14 protein-coding genes and 1 tRNA gene are annotated in these 16,757 nt (G+C 65.9%); 5 read left to right on the plus strand and 10 right to left on the minus strand.

Features of this window, described 5'->3' with window-relative positions; translation table 11 throughout:
- Positions 1-173 precede the first annotated feature (173 nt).
- From frc (ASD05_RS18610) to oxc, 4 genes are all read right to left on the minus strand, one after another.
- Positions 174-1,421 carry a formyl-CoA transferase gene (gene frc, locus ASD05_RS18610; RefSeq protein ID WP_056595363.1) on the minus strand — a complete coding sequence of 416 codons (1,248 nt, stop codon included), beginning with the start codon at positions 1,419-1,421 and terminating at the stop codon, positions 174-176.
- A complete protein-coding gene (locus ASD05_RS18615) occupies positions 1,418-1,864 on the minus strand; it encodes a PAS domain-containing protein (RefSeq protein ID WP_056595365.1) in 447 nt (148 codons plus the stop codon). Before ASD05_RS18615 ends, frc (ASD05_RS18610) begins: the two co-directional genes overlap by 4 nt.
- Before the next feature lie 154 nt (positions 1,865-2,018).
- A complete protein-coding gene (gene frc / locus ASD05_RS18620) occupies positions 2,019-3,293 on the minus strand; it encodes a formyl-CoA transferase (RefSeq protein ID WP_007831046.1) in 1,275 nt (424 codons plus the stop codon).
- Between the two features lie 28 nt (positions 3,294-3,321).
- The gene (oxc, locus tag ASD05_RS18625; protein WP_056595367.1) at positions 3,322-5,154 is read right to left on the minus strand and encodes an oxalyl-CoA decarboxylase; all 1,833 of its coding nucleotides are present in this window, start codon (positions 5,152-5,154) and stop codon (positions 3,322-3,324) included.
- 152 nt (positions 5,155-5,306) lie between these two features.
- On the opposite strand from oxc, the gene ASD05_RS18630 reads away from it, so the two are divergent.
- Positions 5,307-5,915 carry a Crp/Fnr family transcriptional regulator gene (locus ASD05_RS18630; RefSeq protein ID WP_056595369.1) on the plus strand — a complete coding sequence of 203 codons (609 nt, stop codon included), beginning with the start codon at positions 5,307-5,309 and terminating at the stop codon, positions 5,913-5,915.
- 217 nt (positions 5,916-6,132) lie between these two features.
- Here the strand turns inward: ASD05_RS18630 and ASD05_RS18635 are convergent, their stop codons facing one another.
- From ASD05_RS18635 to ASD05_RS18645, 3 genes are all read right to left on the minus strand, one after another.
- Positions 6,133-7,665, minus strand: a complete 1,533-nt coding sequence (locus ASD05_RS18635) for a tripartite tricarboxylate transporter permease (protein ID WP_056595371.1) — start codon at positions 7,663-7,665, stop codon at positions 6,133-6,135.
- A gap of 24 nt (positions 7,666-7,689) precedes the next feature.
- Complete coding sequence (locus ASD05_RS18640; RefSeq protein WP_056595373.1) at positions 7,690-8,211, minus strand: tripartite tricarboxylate transporter TctB family protein; 522 nt, start codon at positions 8,209-8,211, stop codon at positions 7,690-7,692.
- A 105-nt stretch (positions 8,212-8,316) separates the two neighbouring features.
- Entirely contained in the window at positions 8,317-9,336 is a 1,020-nt protein-coding gene (locus ASD05_RS18645) for a Bug family tripartite tricarboxylate transporter substrate binding protein (protein WP_056595375.1), read from the minus strand.
- 228 nt (positions 9,337-9,564) lie between these two features.
- Between ASD05_RS18645 and ASD05_RS18650 the strand changes: the two genes are divergently transcribed.
- Positions 9,565-9,639, plus strand: a tRNA-Arg gene (locus ASD05_RS18650).
- A 241-nt stretch (positions 9,640-9,880) separates the two neighbouring features.
- The gene (locus ASD05_RS18655) at positions 9,881-10,333 is read left to right on the plus strand and encodes a hypothetical protein (protein ID WP_056595377.1); all 453 of its coding nucleotides are present in this window, start codon (positions 9,881-9,883) and stop codon (positions 10,331-10,333) included.
- An 81-nt stretch (positions 10,334-10,414) separates the two neighbouring features.
- Here the strand turns inward: ASD05_RS18655 and ASD05_RS18660 are convergent, their stop codons facing one another.
- Positions 10,415-11,320, minus strand: coding sequence for a LysR family transcriptional regulator (locus ASD05_RS18660; RefSeq protein ID WP_056595379.1), 906 nt, complete (start codon positions 11,318-11,320; stop codon positions 10,415-10,417).
- A 131-nt stretch (positions 11,321-11,451) separates the two neighbouring features.
- On the opposite strand from ASD05_RS18660, the gene ASD05_RS18665 reads away from it, so the two are divergent.
- The gene (locus ASD05_RS18665; RefSeq protein ID WP_056595381.1) at positions 11,452-13,020 is read left to right on the plus strand and encodes an MFS transporter; all 1,569 of its coding nucleotides are present in this window, start codon (positions 11,452-11,454) and stop codon (positions 13,018-13,020) included.
- 1,003 nt (positions 13,021-14,023) lie between these two features.
- Complete coding sequence (locus tag ASD05_RS18670) at positions 14,024-14,539, plus strand: ureidoglycolate lyase (RefSeq protein ID WP_056595383.1); 516 nt, start codon at positions 14,024-14,026, stop codon at positions 14,537-14,539.
- Between the two features lie 10 nt (positions 14,540-14,549).
- Here the strand turns inward: ASD05_RS18670 and ASD05_RS18675 are convergent, their stop codons facing one another.
- Entirely contained in the window at positions 14,550-15,728 is a 1,179-nt protein-coding gene (locus tag ASD05_RS18675; protein WP_056595385.1) for an amidase, read from the minus strand.
- 31 nt (positions 15,729-15,759) lie between these two features.
- Positions 15,760-16,749 (minus strand): ABC transporter ATP-binding protein, encoded by a 990-nt coding sequence (locus ASD05_RS18680; RefSeq protein WP_056595904.1) that lies wholly within the window; start codon positions 16,747-16,749, stop codon positions 15,760-15,762.
- Between the last annotated feature and the right edge of the window lie 8 nt (positions 16,750-16,757).

Genomic DNA, 16,757 nt, shown 5'->3' on the forward strand with positions numbered 1-16,757 from the left:
CTCGGCAGATTCAAATGTAGGACCGGTGATGAATAAATAAAAATTAAACTAATTTATATAAATCATTCATCAAGAGTTATAGATGGAGGCCAGGAATGCCCGCGCCCAAGGGCCTACCGCGCCACCCGCAGGCGGCGCTCTCGCAACTCAAGTTGGCGGGCCTGTGCCGCGCCTCAGATCACGCGTTCGGCCCGCAAGGTCGCCAGGTCGTCCGCGCCGTAGCCGAGCTGCCGCAGCACTTCCTCGGTGTGTTCGCCGAGCAGCGGCGAGCGCGTCACCACCGTCGGGCTGTCGGACATCTTGATGGGATTGCCCACCGTCAGGTACTTGCCGCGCACCGGGTGGTCGACCTCGACGATGGTGCCGGTTTCGCGCAGCGACTCGTCCTCGGCGATCTCCTTCATCGAGAGGATCGGCCCGCAGGGAATGTCGTACTCGTTGAGGATCTCCATGGCCTCGAACTTGTCCTTGGTCATGGTCCACTGCTCGATGCGCGCGAAGATCGGCTTCAGGTGCAGCAGGCGCGCGGCTGGCGTGGCGTAGGCCTCGTCGGTGATCCAGCCCTCCTCGCCGATCACCTTGCACACCGCAGGCCACACGGCCGCCTGCGTGATGAAGTAGATGTATGCGTTGGGGTCGGTCTCCCAGCCCTTGCACTTGAGGATCGAGCCCGGCTGGCCGCCGCCCGAGGCATTGCCCGCGCGCGGCACGGCGTCGCCGAACTTGCCGTCGGGGTACTGCGGGTATTCGTGCATGGTGCCGGTGCGCTCCAGCCGCTGCTGGTCGCGCATCTTCACGCGGCAGAGGTTGAGCACGGCGTCCTGCATCGGCGCGAGCACCTGCTGGCCGCGGCCGGAAGAGTTGCGCTGGAACAGCGCGGCAAGAATGCCGAGCGCGAGGTGCAGGCCGGTGCCGCTGTCGCCGATCTGCGCGCCGGTCACCAGCGGCGGGCCGTCTTCGAAGCCGGTGGTCGAGGCCGCGCCGCCGGCGCACTGGGCCACGTTCTCATAGACCTTGCAGTGCTCGTACTTGCCGGGCCCGAAGCCCTTGACCGAAGCCACGATCATGCGCGGGTTGAGCTTCTGGATGTGGGCCCAGGTGATGCCCATGCGGTCGAGCGCGCCGGGCGCGAAGTTCTCGACCAGCACGTCGCAGGTCTTGATCAGGCTGTCGAGAACCTCCTTGCCTTTGGGGTTCTTGGTGTCCAGCGTGATCGAGCGCTTGTTGTGGTTCAGCATCGTGAAGTACAAGCTGTCCGCGCCGGGAATGTCGCGCAGCTGGCCGCGCGTGGCATCGCCTTCGCCTGCGCGCTCGACCTTGATCACGTCGGCGCCGAACCACGCCAGCAGCTGGGTGCAGGTGGGGCCCGACTGCACGTGGGTGAAGTCGAGGATCCGAACGCCTTCGAGTGCCTTGCTCATTGCCTGTCTCCTTCTTTAACCATCGCGGCTTCGACTTCTACCAGACGGGCGCGCAATTTGCGCTCCTCGGCAAAGCGCACGGATTCATCCCGCACGATGGCGACGATGCCCGTGACCTCGTGATCGGCGGAGAACAGCATCGACACCGTGAAGGCGATCGACAGCGTGTGCCCGTCCTTGTGCAGCGCGGGAACGCGCAGCAGGTCGGCGCCGTACTTGGTGATGCCGGTGTCCATCGTCTTGTGATAGCCGTCCCAGTGCCGCTGGCGCTGCCGCTGGGGAATGATCAGGTCGAGCGACTGGCCGAGCGCCTCGGCCTCGGTGAAACCGAAGATGCGCTCGGCGGCCCGGTTCCACAGCGTGATAGCACCCTGCGCATCGCACACCATGATGGCATCGCCGGCGCCTTCGACGAGCTGCTTGAAATCGACGTTCGCTTGCATGTTTACCTCTGGCGCTTCATTTCAATCCAGAACCCCGCAGTGCCACTGCCCTTCCAGAGACACCGCGGAACCGGCTCCGCCGGGCCGCAGGTGTCGCCCCCTCGAAGGGGGTAGGCGCTGCCACACGAAGTGGGCAAGCCTGGGGGTGAGCCAACTACACGGCTTTTGATTCCTTCAGGTTGTCGATCTGCTGCTGGGTGTAGCCCAGTTCGGCCAGCACCTGGTCGGTGTGCTCGCCCAGCAGGGGCGAGGCGGTGACTTCGGGCTTGAGGTCCGAGAACTTGATCGGGCTGCCGATGGTCCAGTAGCTGCCGCGCTCCTTGTGCGGCACTTCGACGATCGAGCCGCTCTTGCGCAGCGACTCGTCGTGCAGCAGTTCCTTCATCGACAGCACCGGGGCGCAAGGAATGTCGTACTTGCGGAAGATGTCCACCGCCTCGAACTTGGTCTTGTCCTTGATGAAGTCCTCGATGGTGGCGAAGATCTGCTCGATGTGCGGCTGGCGGGCCTTGGCCGTCATGTAGTCGGGGTCGGTCTTCCACTCGGGCTTGCCCAGCGCCTCGCAGATCGGTTCCCAGGCATGGCCCTGCACCGTGAAGTAGATGTACGCGTTGGGGTCGGTCTGCCAGCCCTTGCACTTCAGGATCCAGCCGGGCTGACCGCCGCCGCCGGCGTTGCCCCCGCGCGGCACGACCTTGTCGGCGAAGGCCCCCATTTCATGCGGGTACTGTGGGTACTCCTCGAGGTAGCCCACGCTGTCCAGGCGCTGCTGGTCGCGCATCTTCACGCGGCACAGGTTGAGCACGGCGTCCTGCATCGAGCAGGCCACCTTCTGGCCCTTGCCCGTCTGCTGGCGGCCGATGATGGCGGTCAGGATGCCGATGGCCAGGTGCATGCCGGTGTTGGAGTCGCCCAGCGCGGCAGCGGAGATCGTCGGGGCGGAGTTCTCGCCCTTCCACCAGCCGGTGGTGGAGGCGGAGCCGCCGGCGCACTGCGCCACGTTCTCGTACACCTTCAGGTCCTCGTAGTGGTGGCCTTCGCTGAAGCCCTTGACCGATGCGACGATCATCTTCGGGTTCAGCTCCTGGAGGCGTTCCCAGGTGAAGCCCATGCGGTCCAGCGCCCCGGGGCCGAAGTTTTCCACCAGCACGTCGGATTCGCGGATCAGCTTTTCCAGCACGATCTTGCCCTCGGGCTTCTTCGTGTCCAGCGTGATCGAGCGCTTGTTGCTGTTGAGCATGGTGAAGTACAGCGCGTCGACGTTCGGAATGTCGCGCAGCTGGCTGCGGGTGACGTCGCCGGCGCCCGGGCGTTCGACCTTGATCACGTCGGCGCCGAACCAGGCCAGCATCTGCGTGCAGGCAGGACCGGCCTGCACGTGCGTGAAGTCGATGATCTTGATGCCGTTGAGGGGTTTGATGCTGCTCATTTGGGGTATCTCCTTGGATGGAATTGAGTTACTTCTTCTTCGCCGTGCTGGGGTTCAGGCTCGTGATGCGTCCGCTTTCCGTGCCCGCGGTTTCGTCGATGACGGCGTTGATCAGAGTCGGCCGGCCCGAGGCGACGGCCTCGGCCAGGGCCTTCTGCAGTTCGTCGGCGGTGGTGGCGTGCACGCCCACGCCGCCGAAGGCCTCCATCAGCTTGTCGTAGCGCGCGTTCTTGACGAACACGGTGGGCGCCACGTCGGCGGTGCCGCTCGGGTTCACGTCGGTGCCGCGGTAGACGCCGTTGTTGTTGAAGACGACGACGCAGACCGGCAGGTTGTAGCGGCAGATGGTCTCCACCTCCATGCCGCTGAAGCCGAAGGCGCTGTCGCCCTCGATGGCGATCACCGGCTTGCCGGTGACCACGGCCGCGGCCACGGAGAAGCCCATGCCGATGCCCATGATTCCCCAGGTGCCCACGTCGAGGCGCTTGCGCGGCTCGTACATGTCGACGATGCTGCGCGCGAAGTCCAGCGTGTTGGCGCCCTCGTTGACGACGATGGCGTCGGGCCGCGCCTTCACCTGGTCGCGGATCACGCTGAGCGCGCTCTGGAAGTTCATCGGCGAGGGCCGCGCGGCCAGCGTCGCGGCCATCTTCGAGAGGTTCTTGTCCTTACGCTCGGCGATGGCGCCGGTCCACTCGACCGGGGGCTTGGCCCACTTGGCATCGATGCCGGCCAGCAGCGCCGCCACGCAGGAGCCGATGTCGCCGATCACCGGCGCCTCGATGGCCACGTTGCTGTCGATCTCGGTCGGCGCAATGTCGATCTGGATGAACTGCTTGGCGCCCTTGTCCTGCGCCCAGGTCTTGCCCTTGCCATGCGAAAGCAGCCAGTTGAGGCGCGCACCGACCAGCAGCACCACATCGGCCTCCTGCAGCACGTAGGAGCGCGCGGCTGCGGCCGACTGCACGTGGGTGTCGGGCAGCAGGCCCTTGGCCATCGACATCGGCAGATAGGGAATACCCGTCTTCTCGACCAGCGCACGGATGTCGGCGTCGGCCTGCGCGTAGGCGGCGCCCTTGCCGAGCAGGATCAGCGGCCGCTTGGCGCCCTTGAGCAGGTCGAGCGCGCGCTTCACGGCATCGGGCGCGGGGATCTGGCGCGGTGCGGGGTCGACGACCTTGATGAGCGACTTCTTGCCGGCCACGGCATCCATCGTCTGCGCGAACAGCTTGGCCGGCAGGTCGAGGTACACGCCGCCAGGGCGGCCCGACAGCGCCGCGCGGATGGCGCGCGCAATGCCCACGCCGATGTCCTCGGCATGCAGCACGCGAAAGGCCGCCTTGCACAGCGGCTTGGCGATGGCGAGCTGGTCCATCTCTTCGTAGTCGCCCTGCTGCAAGTCGACGATCTCGCGCTCGCTGGAGCCGCTGATGAGGATCATCGGGAAGCAGTTGGTGGTGGCGTTGGCCAGCGCGGTCAGGCCGTTGAGGAAGCCTGGGGCCGACACGGTCAGGCAGATGCCGGGCTTCTGCGTGAGGAAGCCGGCGGCGGCTGCCGCGTTGCCGGCGTGCTGCTCATGGCGGAAGGAGATGACGCGCAGGCCTTCGGCCTGTGCCATGCGCGTGAGGTCGGTGATCGGGATGCCGGGCAGGCCGAAGATGGTGTCGATGTCGTTGAGCTTGAGCGCGTCGATGACCAGGTGGAAGCCGTCGATGGTCTCGGCCGCCGGCGCGCTGTCTTCGGTCGCGCCGCCCTTGAAGGCGCGGACCACCGCTTCGCCGTCGGCATCGCGGGTATTCGTGGGCTTGAGGGCATCTTCCAGCGTGGTGGCTGCCTCTTTCTCTGTTCTGACTGAAGACATGTCTCTCCTTCTGCATGGGTGAATGGCCAAGGCCCGAGCCGCGACTATGATTCGGGCCCAAGCTTTCGGCCGTTGACCTCGGTCAACTTTCCCGAAAACGGCGCCGACCCCGATGAACGGCGGCGGCAGCGAAATCGAGCAAGACGGTGACCATGACGTTGTTGGAAAACCATCCGGAGAAAAACATCATTCGTGCCCAGCTCCGGCAGAACGTCCTGCTCAAGGACCTGAGCGAAGCCGACCGCGCCGAACTGGAAGCCCATCTCGTCATCGTGGACGGCAACAAGGGCGAGTTCCTGCTGCACCAGGGGGTGCGCGAGATGGAGCAGTACTTCATCCTCGACGGCATCCTCAAGCGGGTGGTGAGCAACCCGGAGGGCAAGGAAATGATCCTGCGCTTTGCCGACGAGAACGACATGGAGACGAGCTACGCCGCGCTGCGGCTGGGCACGCCGACGCCCTACGGCATCGTCTGCGTGACGAAGGCGCGGGTCGCGAGCCTGCCGCTGAAGGAATGGATCGCCTTCCTGAACAAGCATCCTGAAACCAAGGAGCTGTTCGAGTTCCTGGTGATGCGCGGCATGAGCGAGATCATGGCTCACACGATCACGCTGCACCTGCTCGATGCCGCGGGGCGGGTGCACCGGTTCATGAGAAAGCACCCTGAGCTGGAGGACCGGATTCCGAGCAAGGAGCTGGCTTCTTATCTGAATCTCTCGGCGGAAACCCTTAGTCGGCTTCGCAAGCGCGGGAAGATTTAGCTCTCTCGGTTGTCCGGGGGGTGTGCGAATGACACCGGGTACTCCCCTCCGCGAATGTCCCCCGGCCTGCGGCCTCCTCCTTTATTTCGCTGCGGGGAGCACCCGGTGCCATTCGCACATGGGCGCTCTGCTCGTGCCGGCGGTTCGACCGCTGCGCCCATCGGCGTGATCGCGCCCCGAACAACCCGGGTCAGCGCGATCACAGACAAGTTGCTGGTCAGTCCACCGGCCGCTCGACCGCAAACTCGTCGGGCTTCTTCGACTTCCTGATCACGGCCAGCGCCTTCGAGATCAGCGGCCAGAACAGCAGCACCAGCGCCAGCGTCGTGATGCCGCCGACCAGCGGGTTCGAGAACATCACCATCACGTCGCCCTGCGAGACCAGCATGGCCTGGCGGAACGAGTCTTCGGCCTTGTCGCCGAGCACCAGTGCAAGCACCAGCGGCGCCAGCGGAAAGTCGAGCTTCTTGAAGAGGTAGCCCATCACGCCGAAGCCGAGCATGAACCAGATGTCGAGCATCGCGTTGTGCACGGTGTAGGCGCCGATGGCGCAGATCACGATGATCACCGGCGCGATGATCGAGAACGGAATGCGCAGGATCGACGCGAACAGCGGCACCGTGCTGAGCACCACGATCAGCCCGACGATGTTGCCGAGGTACATGCTGGCGATCAGGCCCCAGACGAAGTCCTTCTGCTCGACGAACAGCAGCGGCCCCGGCTGCAGCCCCCAGATCAGCAGGCCGCCCAGCAGCACTGCGGCGGTCGGTGAACCGGGAATGCCGAGTGCCAGCATCGGCAGCAGCGCGCTCGTGCCGGCCGCGTGTGCGGCGGTCTCGGGCGCGACCACGCCTTCCATCTCGCCGGTGCCGAACCTGGCGCCTTTCTTCGACATCTTCTTCGCGAGCCCGTAGCTCATGAACGAGGCCGGCGTCGCGCCGCCGGGCGTAATGCCCATCCAGATGCCGATCAGCGAGCTGCGGATCGAGGTCAGCCAGTACCTGGGCAACTGTTTCCAGGTCTGCCACACGACCTTGGGATCGATCTTCGCGCTCTTGCCCGAGAACTTCAGGCCCTCTTCCATCGACAGCAGGATCTCACCGATGCCGAACAGGCCGATCACCGCGATCAAGAAGTCGAAGCCGCGCATCAGCTCAGGCTGGCCGAAGGTCAGGCGCAACTGGCCGGTGACGGTGTCCATGCCCACGCTCGCGAGCGCGAAGCCCAGCGCCATCGACGCCAGGATCTTGAAAGGCGAGCCCTTGCCCATGCCGACGAAGCTGCAGAAGGTCAGCAGGTACACGGCGAAGAACTCGGGCGAGCCGAACTTGAGAGCGAACTTCGCGACCAGCGGCGCAAGGAAGGTGATCATCACCACCGCAAGAAAGGCGCCCACGAACGACGAGGTGAAGGCCGTCGTCAGCGCGGCGCCGGCCTGCCCGTTCTGCGCCATCGGATAGCCGTCGAAGGTGGTGGCCACCGACCACGGCTCGCCCGGTATGTTGAACAGGATCGAGGTGATGGCACCGCCGAACAGCGCACCCCAGTAGATGCACGACAGCATGATGATCGCCGAGGTCGGCGACATCGTGAAGGTGAGCGGCAGCAGGATCGCCACGCCGTTGGCGCCGCCGAGCCCCGGTAGCACGCCGATCAACACGCCGAGGATGATGCCGACGAACATCAGTCCGATGTTCATCGGCGTGAGGATCACCGAGAAGCCCTGCATGAGGGCGCCGATTTCTTCCATTTCGCTTGTGCTCCTTGAACGCGTTCAGTAGCCGAGGAACCGAAGCGGATCGAGTGCGCCCTTGAACAGCGGCACCTTGAACCAGACTTCGAACATGAAGAAGAACAGCGTGTTGACGGCGAGCGCGGCAAGCACGCTCTTGGTCCACGCGTACTTGCCGAGCACCACCATGAACAGCGCGATGTAGACCGCCGACGCCACGTAGATGCCGAGAACGGAGATCGCCAGCACGTAGACCGTGGCCGGCACCAGCACCGACAGCACGCGCTTGAGCTGCACCGAGTCGACGAAGACCGCGGTGTTGCGGTTCTTGCCGAGCAGCGACTGGTAGAGGATGCCGGCACCGGAGATCGTGATGATCACGCCGATGAAGAACGGAAAGTAGCCCGCGCCGGGACCGTCGCTGGTCCAGCCCGCGCCGAGCTTGCGCGCCTCGAAGACCACCACCAGGCCGACAGCCAGCAGCAGCAATGCCACCGCCGCTTCGACCAGGTGCGTGGAGATGCCCGGACGCGCCGCGCCCTCGGATGTTTCGTCGTGCTCCATGGAGCCCCCATCGTGGTTGTGTGAGAGAAGGAAGGGACAGATGCGGCACGCCCGCGGTCCGTCGGGCCGCCGGCATCCGGCGGCAGCGTGCGCTGCCGGTGCGGCCTACTTGGCGCTCGCGAGGAAGCCCGCCTCGGACATCAGCGTGCGGTGCGTGGCCTCGGCCTCGGTGAGCCACTTCGCGAAGGCGTCGCCGGTCATGAAGGTCGGGTTGAAGGCGCCCTTCTCCATGTACTCCTTCCACTCCGGCGTGGCGGCCACCTTGGTCAGCAGGTCCTTGTAGAACGCGAGCTGGTCGGGCGTGACGCCGGGCGGCATGAAGATGCCGCGCAGCATCGTGTATCGGGTCGGCACGCCCGCCTCCTTGCAGGTGGGGATGTCGTTCCACGACTGCGTGTCGGTGACCTTGGCCTTGAACGGCATGCGCTCGTCGTCGAACACGCACAGCGCGCGCAGCTTGCCCGCGCGCCACTGCGCCACCGCCTCGATCGGGTTGTTCACCGTCGACTGCACATGCCCGCCCACCAGCTGCACCGCCACCTCGCCGCCGCCCTTGAACGGCACGTAGATGAACTTGGTGCCGGTGGCCTTCTCGAGCGCCACCGTGATGATCTGGTCTTCCTGCTTCGAGCCGGTACCGGCCATCTTGAACTTGCTCGGCCCCGCGGCCTTCACCGCCGTGACGTACTCGCCGGCGCTCTTGTAGGGCTCGGACGCGTTGGTCCAGAGCACGAACTGGTCGAGCGCCAGCATCGCAACCGGTGTCATGTCCTTCCAGTTGAAGGGCACGCCGGTGGCCATCGGCGTGGTGAACAGGTTCGACAGCGAGATGACGATCTTGTGCGGATCGCCCTTGGCCTCCTTCACCGCCAGGAATCCCTCGGCGCCCGCGCCACCCGACTTGTTGACGACGATCAGCGGCTCCTTCATCAGCTTGTACTTGATGACGATGCCCTGCAGCAGCCGCCCCATCTGGTCAGCGCCGCCGCCGGTGCCGGCGGGAATCACGAACTCCACCGGCTTGGTGGGTTCCCATGCGAGGGCAGGCGCGGCGGTTGCCAGCGCCAGGACCGCCGCGGCAGCGGCTGTCGCGCGACCCAGAACGTGCGAAGCGAACTTCTTCATCAGGTTGTCTCCTGTGTAGTGTTTCGCTCTTTTTTGTTCTTGGATCTGAGCAGAGATGCAACGGGCACGATGGTGCGCGCCACCGATTCACGCCGGCTTGATCGCGGTCAACTTTTCGAAGATTTCGTATCGGGGTAAGCCCGCGCTGGCGGGGCGGCGCATCCTGTCATCGGGAACCCTATAAAATCGCGGCGCGCAGCGGGCTTCCAGCTTCCTGCGCTTCCATCCGTCTTCGTAGTTCAATGGATAGAACGGGGTCCTCCTAAGACTCAGATACAGGTTCGATTCCTGTCGAAGGCACCAAAGACCCGCATCACGGCGTCTCACCCCTTTCTCTCTCTCCCTCCTGCGCTGTGCGCGTCATCGAGTCGCCAGCGCGTGTTGTCAGTGGTCGCGGGTTCAACGTCTCGATTTCCGCTGGATGCCGGCCCGCGCACACGCCACCTCAGGTCCTACATCCGGGCTCGCTTTGGCAGGGCAGAACTTTGGTGCTCGGCGCTGACTCGCGCATCGCGACAGTCAAGCCCGGCAAGGAGAATCGAAAATGAACCACACAAGACGCCTTCTCACCACCGGTCTCGCCCTTTCCGGCGTATTCGGCTTTATCAATGCGAGCTTCGCCAAGGGAAAGCATCACCATCACAATGGCGCGAAGCTGGTGGGCGACAAGCTCAAGAGCGACGGCCAGCACGTCATCGACAAGAGCGGGCCGCACACGGTCTCCGTGGACATCAAAGACGCAAAGATCGCCGCGTTCCACGTCAAGCATGCAAACAAGGGCGACCTGCCGGTCAAGAAATACAAGACGAACAAGAAGATGGCCCGGGCGGACGGAATGCAATACGCCAGCTTCATCCAGGTTCAAGACACGTACCTGGGAATGACATACATCGGGTACAGCTATGTCGACGAGTACGGCGACGAGCAGATCTACTGGTATCCCTATGACATGATCCTGGACGGGGACACCGGCGCGGTCGAGTACGTTGCTGTCTGAACCTGATTTCCTTCTGGCGGATTCCTTTTCCTCGCCAACGCTGTTCCGCAGTTCCGCAAAGAGCATTCTTGAGAGGCGGCGTTACTCCACGCGCAACGTGCGGCGCGGCCGCCGCGCAGGCTTGTCCTGGCGGGCCCACTCGGCCTGTTCGATCAGGCGGCCCAGCTCGACCACGGCCGCACTGCGCTCCTGCGCGTCGCCTTCGCCGTAGGCCAGCGTGAAGTCCAGCATCGGCAGCGCGGGCAGGCCGTCGCGCTCGTCCAGCACCACCATGCCCGGACGCAGGTTGTCGCGGGTGAACGTAGCCACCGCGAGCCCGCTCAGCGCGACCGTGCGCAGGTCCTGCAGACTGTGCGAGCTGAAGGCGCCGTGCCAGGGGATGCCGGCCTTGTTCAGCGCATCGATGCTGACTTGCCGGCACACGCAGGGCGCTGGCGAATAGGCCAGCGGCAGCGAGGCGCCGTCGGGGCGCTCGAAGCCTTCGGCAGCGGCCCACACCATCGGCAGACGCCGCAGCAACGTGCCCTCGACCGCGCCCGAGACCGACACCACCACCGCCAGGTCGAGTTCGCGCTCGCGCACCATCGTGGCCAGGTCGAGCGTCAGACCCACGCTCACCTCCAGCCGGACGTTGGGGCAACTGCGCGAGAACTGGCGCAGGAGCAGCGGCAGGCCCTCGCTCATGAAGCTCTCGGGCACGCCGAAGCGCACCGTGCCTTCAATGGGCGAGCAGCGGAAGTGCCGCGTCAGCGCGTCCTGCGCCTGCAGGATGCGCTCGGCATGGTGCAGGAAGTCCTCACCGTCGGCGGTCAGGCTCAGGCGTCGCGTGGTGCGGTGGAACAGCGGGCGCCCGACCAGCTCTTCCAGCCGGCGGATCTGGTGGCTGACGGCCGATTGCGTCAGGTGCAGCTGCTCGGCGGCGCGGGTGAAGCCGTTGGCCTGGTGGACGGCGATGAATGCCTGCAGCAGGCCGGTGTCGAAGCTCATGGCGCCAGATTAATGAACTCGCTTCTTTAATGGAAGGAAATTTAATCATTTGCGTAATGAAAAGGGGGTCTTGAGAATGACTGGAACCTCCTGTTTCCACTGTCGACCTTCTTTCTTTTCACGACGCGCCGATGTCTTCTTCCACTCCTCGCCATCCCACCCTTGCGCTTGCCGCCATTTGCCTGGCGGCGCTGTTGTTCGGCCTGGAGATCTCCAGCGTGCCGATCATCCTGCCGGTGCTGGAAGCGCGGCTGCACGCCGACTTCCAGGACCTGCAATGGATCATGAACGCCTACACCATCGCCTGCACCACGGTGCTGATGGCCACCGGCACGCTGGCCGACCGCTACGGGCGGCGTCGCGTGTTCGCGCTCACCGTACTGGCCTTCGGCATCGCATCGCTGCTGTGCGGCCTGGCGCCCAGCACGGCGGTGCTGATCGCCGGCCGCTTCTTGCAGGGCATGGCCGGCGGCGCGATGTTCATCTGCTCCATTGCGATCCTGTCGCACCAGTTCCCCGACGGCAAGGCACGCGGCCGCGCCTTCGCGATCTGGGGCGTGGTGGCCGGCATCGGTCTGGGCTTCGGTCCGGTGATCGGCGGCGTCATCGTCGCGCTGGCCAGCTGGCACTGGGTCTTCCTGGTGCACGCGCCGCTGGCGTTGCTGGGCCTGGCGCTGATCATGGCCGGCGTGGCGGAGTCCAGCGACCCGTTGGCCCGACAGCAGAAGCTGGACCTCGCCGGCATCGTCACGCTGACCGTCGCGGTGCTCGGGCTGACCTCCTTCATCACGCAGGGAGAGGGCCTGGGCTGGACCAGCACGGCCGCGCTGGGCCTGGCAGCGGCAACGGTGTTCAGCCTGATCGCGTTCGTCGCGGTCGAGCGATTGCATCCACATCCGATGTTCGACTTCTCGGTGTTCAAGATCCGCGATTTCTCCGGCGCCATCCTCGGCTGCATCGGCATGAACTGCAGCTACTGGCCGTTCATGATCTACCTGCCGCTGTACTTCTCCGCCGGTCTGGGCTACGACACCACCACCGCCGGGCTGGCTCTCCTGTTCTACACGGTGCCTTTCCTGGTGATGCCGCCGATCGCGCAATGGCTGCTGCTGCGCTACCAGGCGCGTTTCGTGATTCCTGCCGGCCTGTTCCTGATCGGCTTGGGCTTCGTGCTGATGAAGCTGGGCAGCGGCCTCACGCACCTGGGCGGCTGGACGGTGTTGCCCGGCGCGCTGATCGCCGGCATCGGTCTGGGCCTGACCACCACGCCCGCGACCAACATGACCACCGCCTCGGTGCCCGCCAACCGCGCCGGCATGGCCTCGGGCATGGACGTCAGCGCACGCCTCATCACCCTGGCCATCAACATCGCCGCGATGGGGCTGGTGCTCGTGGCGGGCATCCTGGCTGCGCTGCGCACGGCGCTGGGGCCGGCGCTCGATGCAGCCCGGCTGCGTGCGTTGGCCGAACGGCTCGCGGGCGGGGACGTGGCGGGCGCGCAGCAAATGTTGGCGACGCTGGCCGCACCGGATGCGGCCGGCGCAATCCTCCAGGCCGCCGTGACCCATGGCTTCGGGTGGGTCATGCTGTACGGCGGACTCGGGGCTTGGCTGACCGCAGGGCTGAGCCTTGCGGTGCTGAGTCGTCGGCGCGCCTCGCCCGCGCAGGACGTGTTGCCCGGTGTGGCTGGCGGGCACTGAGGGTCCATCGATCCTGGGGTCTGTCGAGGGACGAAATACAAGAACTCGGGCGAGCATTTCGTCACCGCTCGCAGGCATCGGCAGAGCTGCCGCGTCGCGTAACACCATGCTATGGCGATCTTGCATTCCACTCCTCTATGAAGCGAGAGGCACGCGACTTCATGCATTCGAGTGCGGCTTCACGTGTCGGCTGCTGGGTAACCAACAGCACGCAGCATCGCGTGATTTCGTGCCGGAGTTCGGCCCGTGCGGTGTAGGCGCCATCAAGAGAACTCTCGAGCTCTACCGAGCAGCTCCAGCCTTCGGGCAAATCGGAATCCATCAAGACAGCGGGCATGGTCTCTAGATCGAAGCCTTGCAATCCGTGGGCGCAAGCAAGACGGCTTTACGCCCAGCTGCTGAGCCGCACAACCAATAGCAGGAGCAAACAGATAAACACCACGAGCGCGCCGGCGATGGCGAACTCCGTGGACGACATGCCTGCGGCTTCACGCAGCAGGTTCATGAAGAAAGTTCCTGGTGGCAGACTGTGCGATTCCATGCGCTTCTCCAATGTGTCGACGAACCGGCACCGCTTTCAACCGTTTGGGCACAGAGCGTTTCGCCGTCAAGTCACTGTAGAAGCTGCCCCACATGCGCACATGAGCGATTCGCCCCTTCTCCACGGAGACAAACGTCCCGCCGCTCCTGCTACCGCTCATGACAAAGCGCCTGCCGCCGGGCATCGTAGGAAAGTCCCTCTCAGCCGGAATCGCTTTTTGAGGATACCGGGCGCCTCCCCGAATGCCATGTTGGGCGCAGTCGGCACCGTGCCGGTCCTCAGGAAATGTCATGGCCCTCTACCTTGCTTGGCGCATCTGGGAAAAGGCGCGGCGGCGCTTCCGTCGCAGGCCCCTTGTATGAGTTCCAAGTCGAAGCGCTCGAACGCTTCTGCGTTGCTGGCAGGCACGCTCGTCACCCGGCACATGACCTGCGTGGGCCACATTTCTGCTGCAATCGAGACATGAACAATGACCTCCCAACAGGCGCCGTGGCACTCGTGGCGAAGCCGTTGAATGCCCAAGCCTTCGCGCCGTATGGCATCGTGATCGAGGCGCCCGCCGTCGAAGGCCGACCCATCAACGGCAGCAATGCGCGGCGCTTCGACCTGCTCGACGACCTGCGGCTCGACGCCGAAGGCGGCCGGCCGATGCTGGCGCTGTTCCGCGCGCAGGCGCGGCGCTTTCCGCACGAGGTATCGGAGATGGAGCGCCACGCGCTCGGCAGCCAGACCTTCGTGCCGCTGGGCGACAGGCGCTTCGTGATCGTGGTCGCCCGCGCGGGCGAGGCGCCCACGTCAGCGGAGCAACTCGCGGCCTTCGTCACCGACGGGTGCCAGGGCGTGGTGCTTGCGCCCGGCACCTGGCATCACGCGCTGCTGGCGGTGGATGCGGGCGACTTCGTGGTGATCGAACGCGCGGGGGTCGGCATCGATTGCGACATCTGCCTTCTTCGGCAGAGCGGCAGCGTGCGGCTCTGAAGCCCCGGCTTCAGCCCACGATGCGCTGTGCCAGCGCAACCAGCGACCGGTCCGACCCGGCCGGCCCGAGCAGCGAAATGCCCAGCGGCGCACCCTCGCGCGTGGCCAGCGGAATCGACAGCTGCGGAAAACCCGCCAGGCCCGCAATGCACAGCATGCGGATCGCGCGGTTGCGGTAGTCCTCCAACGAAGCCTCGCTGTCGCTGCGTAGCGGCGCGATGTCGGGCATGGTCGGCAGGAGCAGCACGCCGTCGGTGCCGAGCAGGTGGGTCAGGTGCGCGCGAAAGGCCGTGCGGAAAATGCGCGCGGTCGTCACCTGCGCGTCGGTCACTTCGCGCGACCACGCAAAGCGCTCGGCCACGCCCGGGCCGAGCGGCGGCGCGTAGCGCTCGATCATGGGTCCGTCGGTGAGCCAGGCCTCGCGCGACTGCAGGTAGCGAAAGTGCCAGTACATCGCGTCGAAGGATTCCAGCGCCACCGTCGTGCCCTGCGCGGGGCCGAGCAGGTCCTGCACACGGCCGGCCGCGCCCTGGAGCGCATCGGCCGCGGCGGGCACGGCCAGCGCCCACACGTCATCGGGCCGCAGCAGCCGCACGCGCTCGGACAAGGCGGCCGCATCGGCACCCAGCAGCACATCGGCCACGCGCGCGAATGTGCCGACGTCGCGCGCAAACCAGCCACAGGTGTCGAAGCTCGGCGCCAGGTCGAGCGCGCCTTCGAGGCTCACGCGGCCGTGCGTCGGACGCAGGCCGTACAAGCCGCAGTGGTTGGCCGGCGCACGCACCGAGCCGCCGGTGTCGGTGCCGAGCGCGAAGTCGCACAGATTCGACGACACCGCCGAGGCCGAGCCCGACGACGAGCCGCCCGTGATGCGCAGCGGCGCGCCGCCATTGACCGGTGCGCCGAAGTGCGCGTTGTTGCCGTTCATCGAGAACGCGAGTTCGTCGGTCACGGTCTTGCCGGCGAAGCGCGCACCGGCATCGAGCAGTTTCTGCACCGTGGGCGCGGTGCGGGTCTTGATGCCCGACATCGCCAGCACGATGGGGTTGCCGCCGCCCGTGGGGTAGCCGGCCACATCGAACAGGTCTTTTGCTGCAAAGCTCAGGTCGACGAGCGGACCGGTCGCAGCGCGCGGCACTGGCGCATCGGGGTACGGAACGAAGGCGTGGGCGGGGTCGTGCAGGGGCATGGCGATGGATGGGGCGTTTGGAGGTTGTCAGTCAGGCGACGAGCACCGGCGCGATGGCCGCCGCCGCATCGGTATGAATGCAGCGCACGCGATGACTGAGTGCAAGCTCGAGCACCGGCGGCTGCGCCGCGCGGCAGGCATCGCTCGCGAGCGCGCAGCGTTCGGCAAAGGCACAGCCGGGCGGCAACGCGGACAGGTCGGGCGGCGCGCCGCCGATGGTTTCCAGCCGCGTGCCGCGTGCCAGCGCACCATGCGCGCGGCTCTTGAGCAGTGCAATCGTGTACGGATGGCGCGGCGAGCGGATCAGCTCGCGCGCGGTGCCTTCCTCGACAATGCGGCCCGCATACATCACGGCGATGCGGTCGGCCACCTCGACGGCAGCGCCGATGTCGTGCGTGACGAAGATCACCGACAGCCCCAGGTCGCGCTGCAGCTCGCGCAGCAGCAGCAGGATCTGGATCTGCACGGTGGCGTCGAGCGCGGTGGTGGGCTCGTCGGCCAGCAGCAGCTGGGGCTTGCAGGCGAGTGCCAGCGCGATCATGGCGCGCTGGCGCATGCCGCCCGACATCTCGTGCGGATAGGCCTGCAGGCGCCGTTCGGGGCTCGGAATGCGCACACGCTCGAACAGCGCCAGCGCGCGCTGTTGCGCCTCGGCCTGCGTGACCGATTCGTGCCGGCGGATCGACTCGACGATCTGCGCGCCCACCGAATACACCGGGTCGAGCGCCAGCAGCGGCTCCTGGAAAATCATCGATGCGACCTTGCCGCGGAAGTCGGCCAGCTCGCGCTGCGACATCGCGAGCACGTCGCGCCCGGCCACCTGCACCGTGCCGCCCATGCGGGTGCGGCGCTCGGGGTGCAGGCGCAGCAGCGTGCGCATGGTCACGCTCTTGCCTGAGCCCGATTCACCGATCAGCGCGACGACCTCGCCGCGCTGCACTTCGAGGCTCACTCCGCTGACGGCGTGCACCGGCTTGCGGCCGCCGCTGAAGGTGACGCTGAGGTCGCGCAGGCGGACCATCGGTTCGT

This window comes from Variovorax sp. Root434, assembly GCF_001426595.1.
Classification (GTDB): Bacteria; Pseudomonadota; Gammaproteobacteria; order Burkholderiales; family Burkholderiaceae_C; genus Variovorax.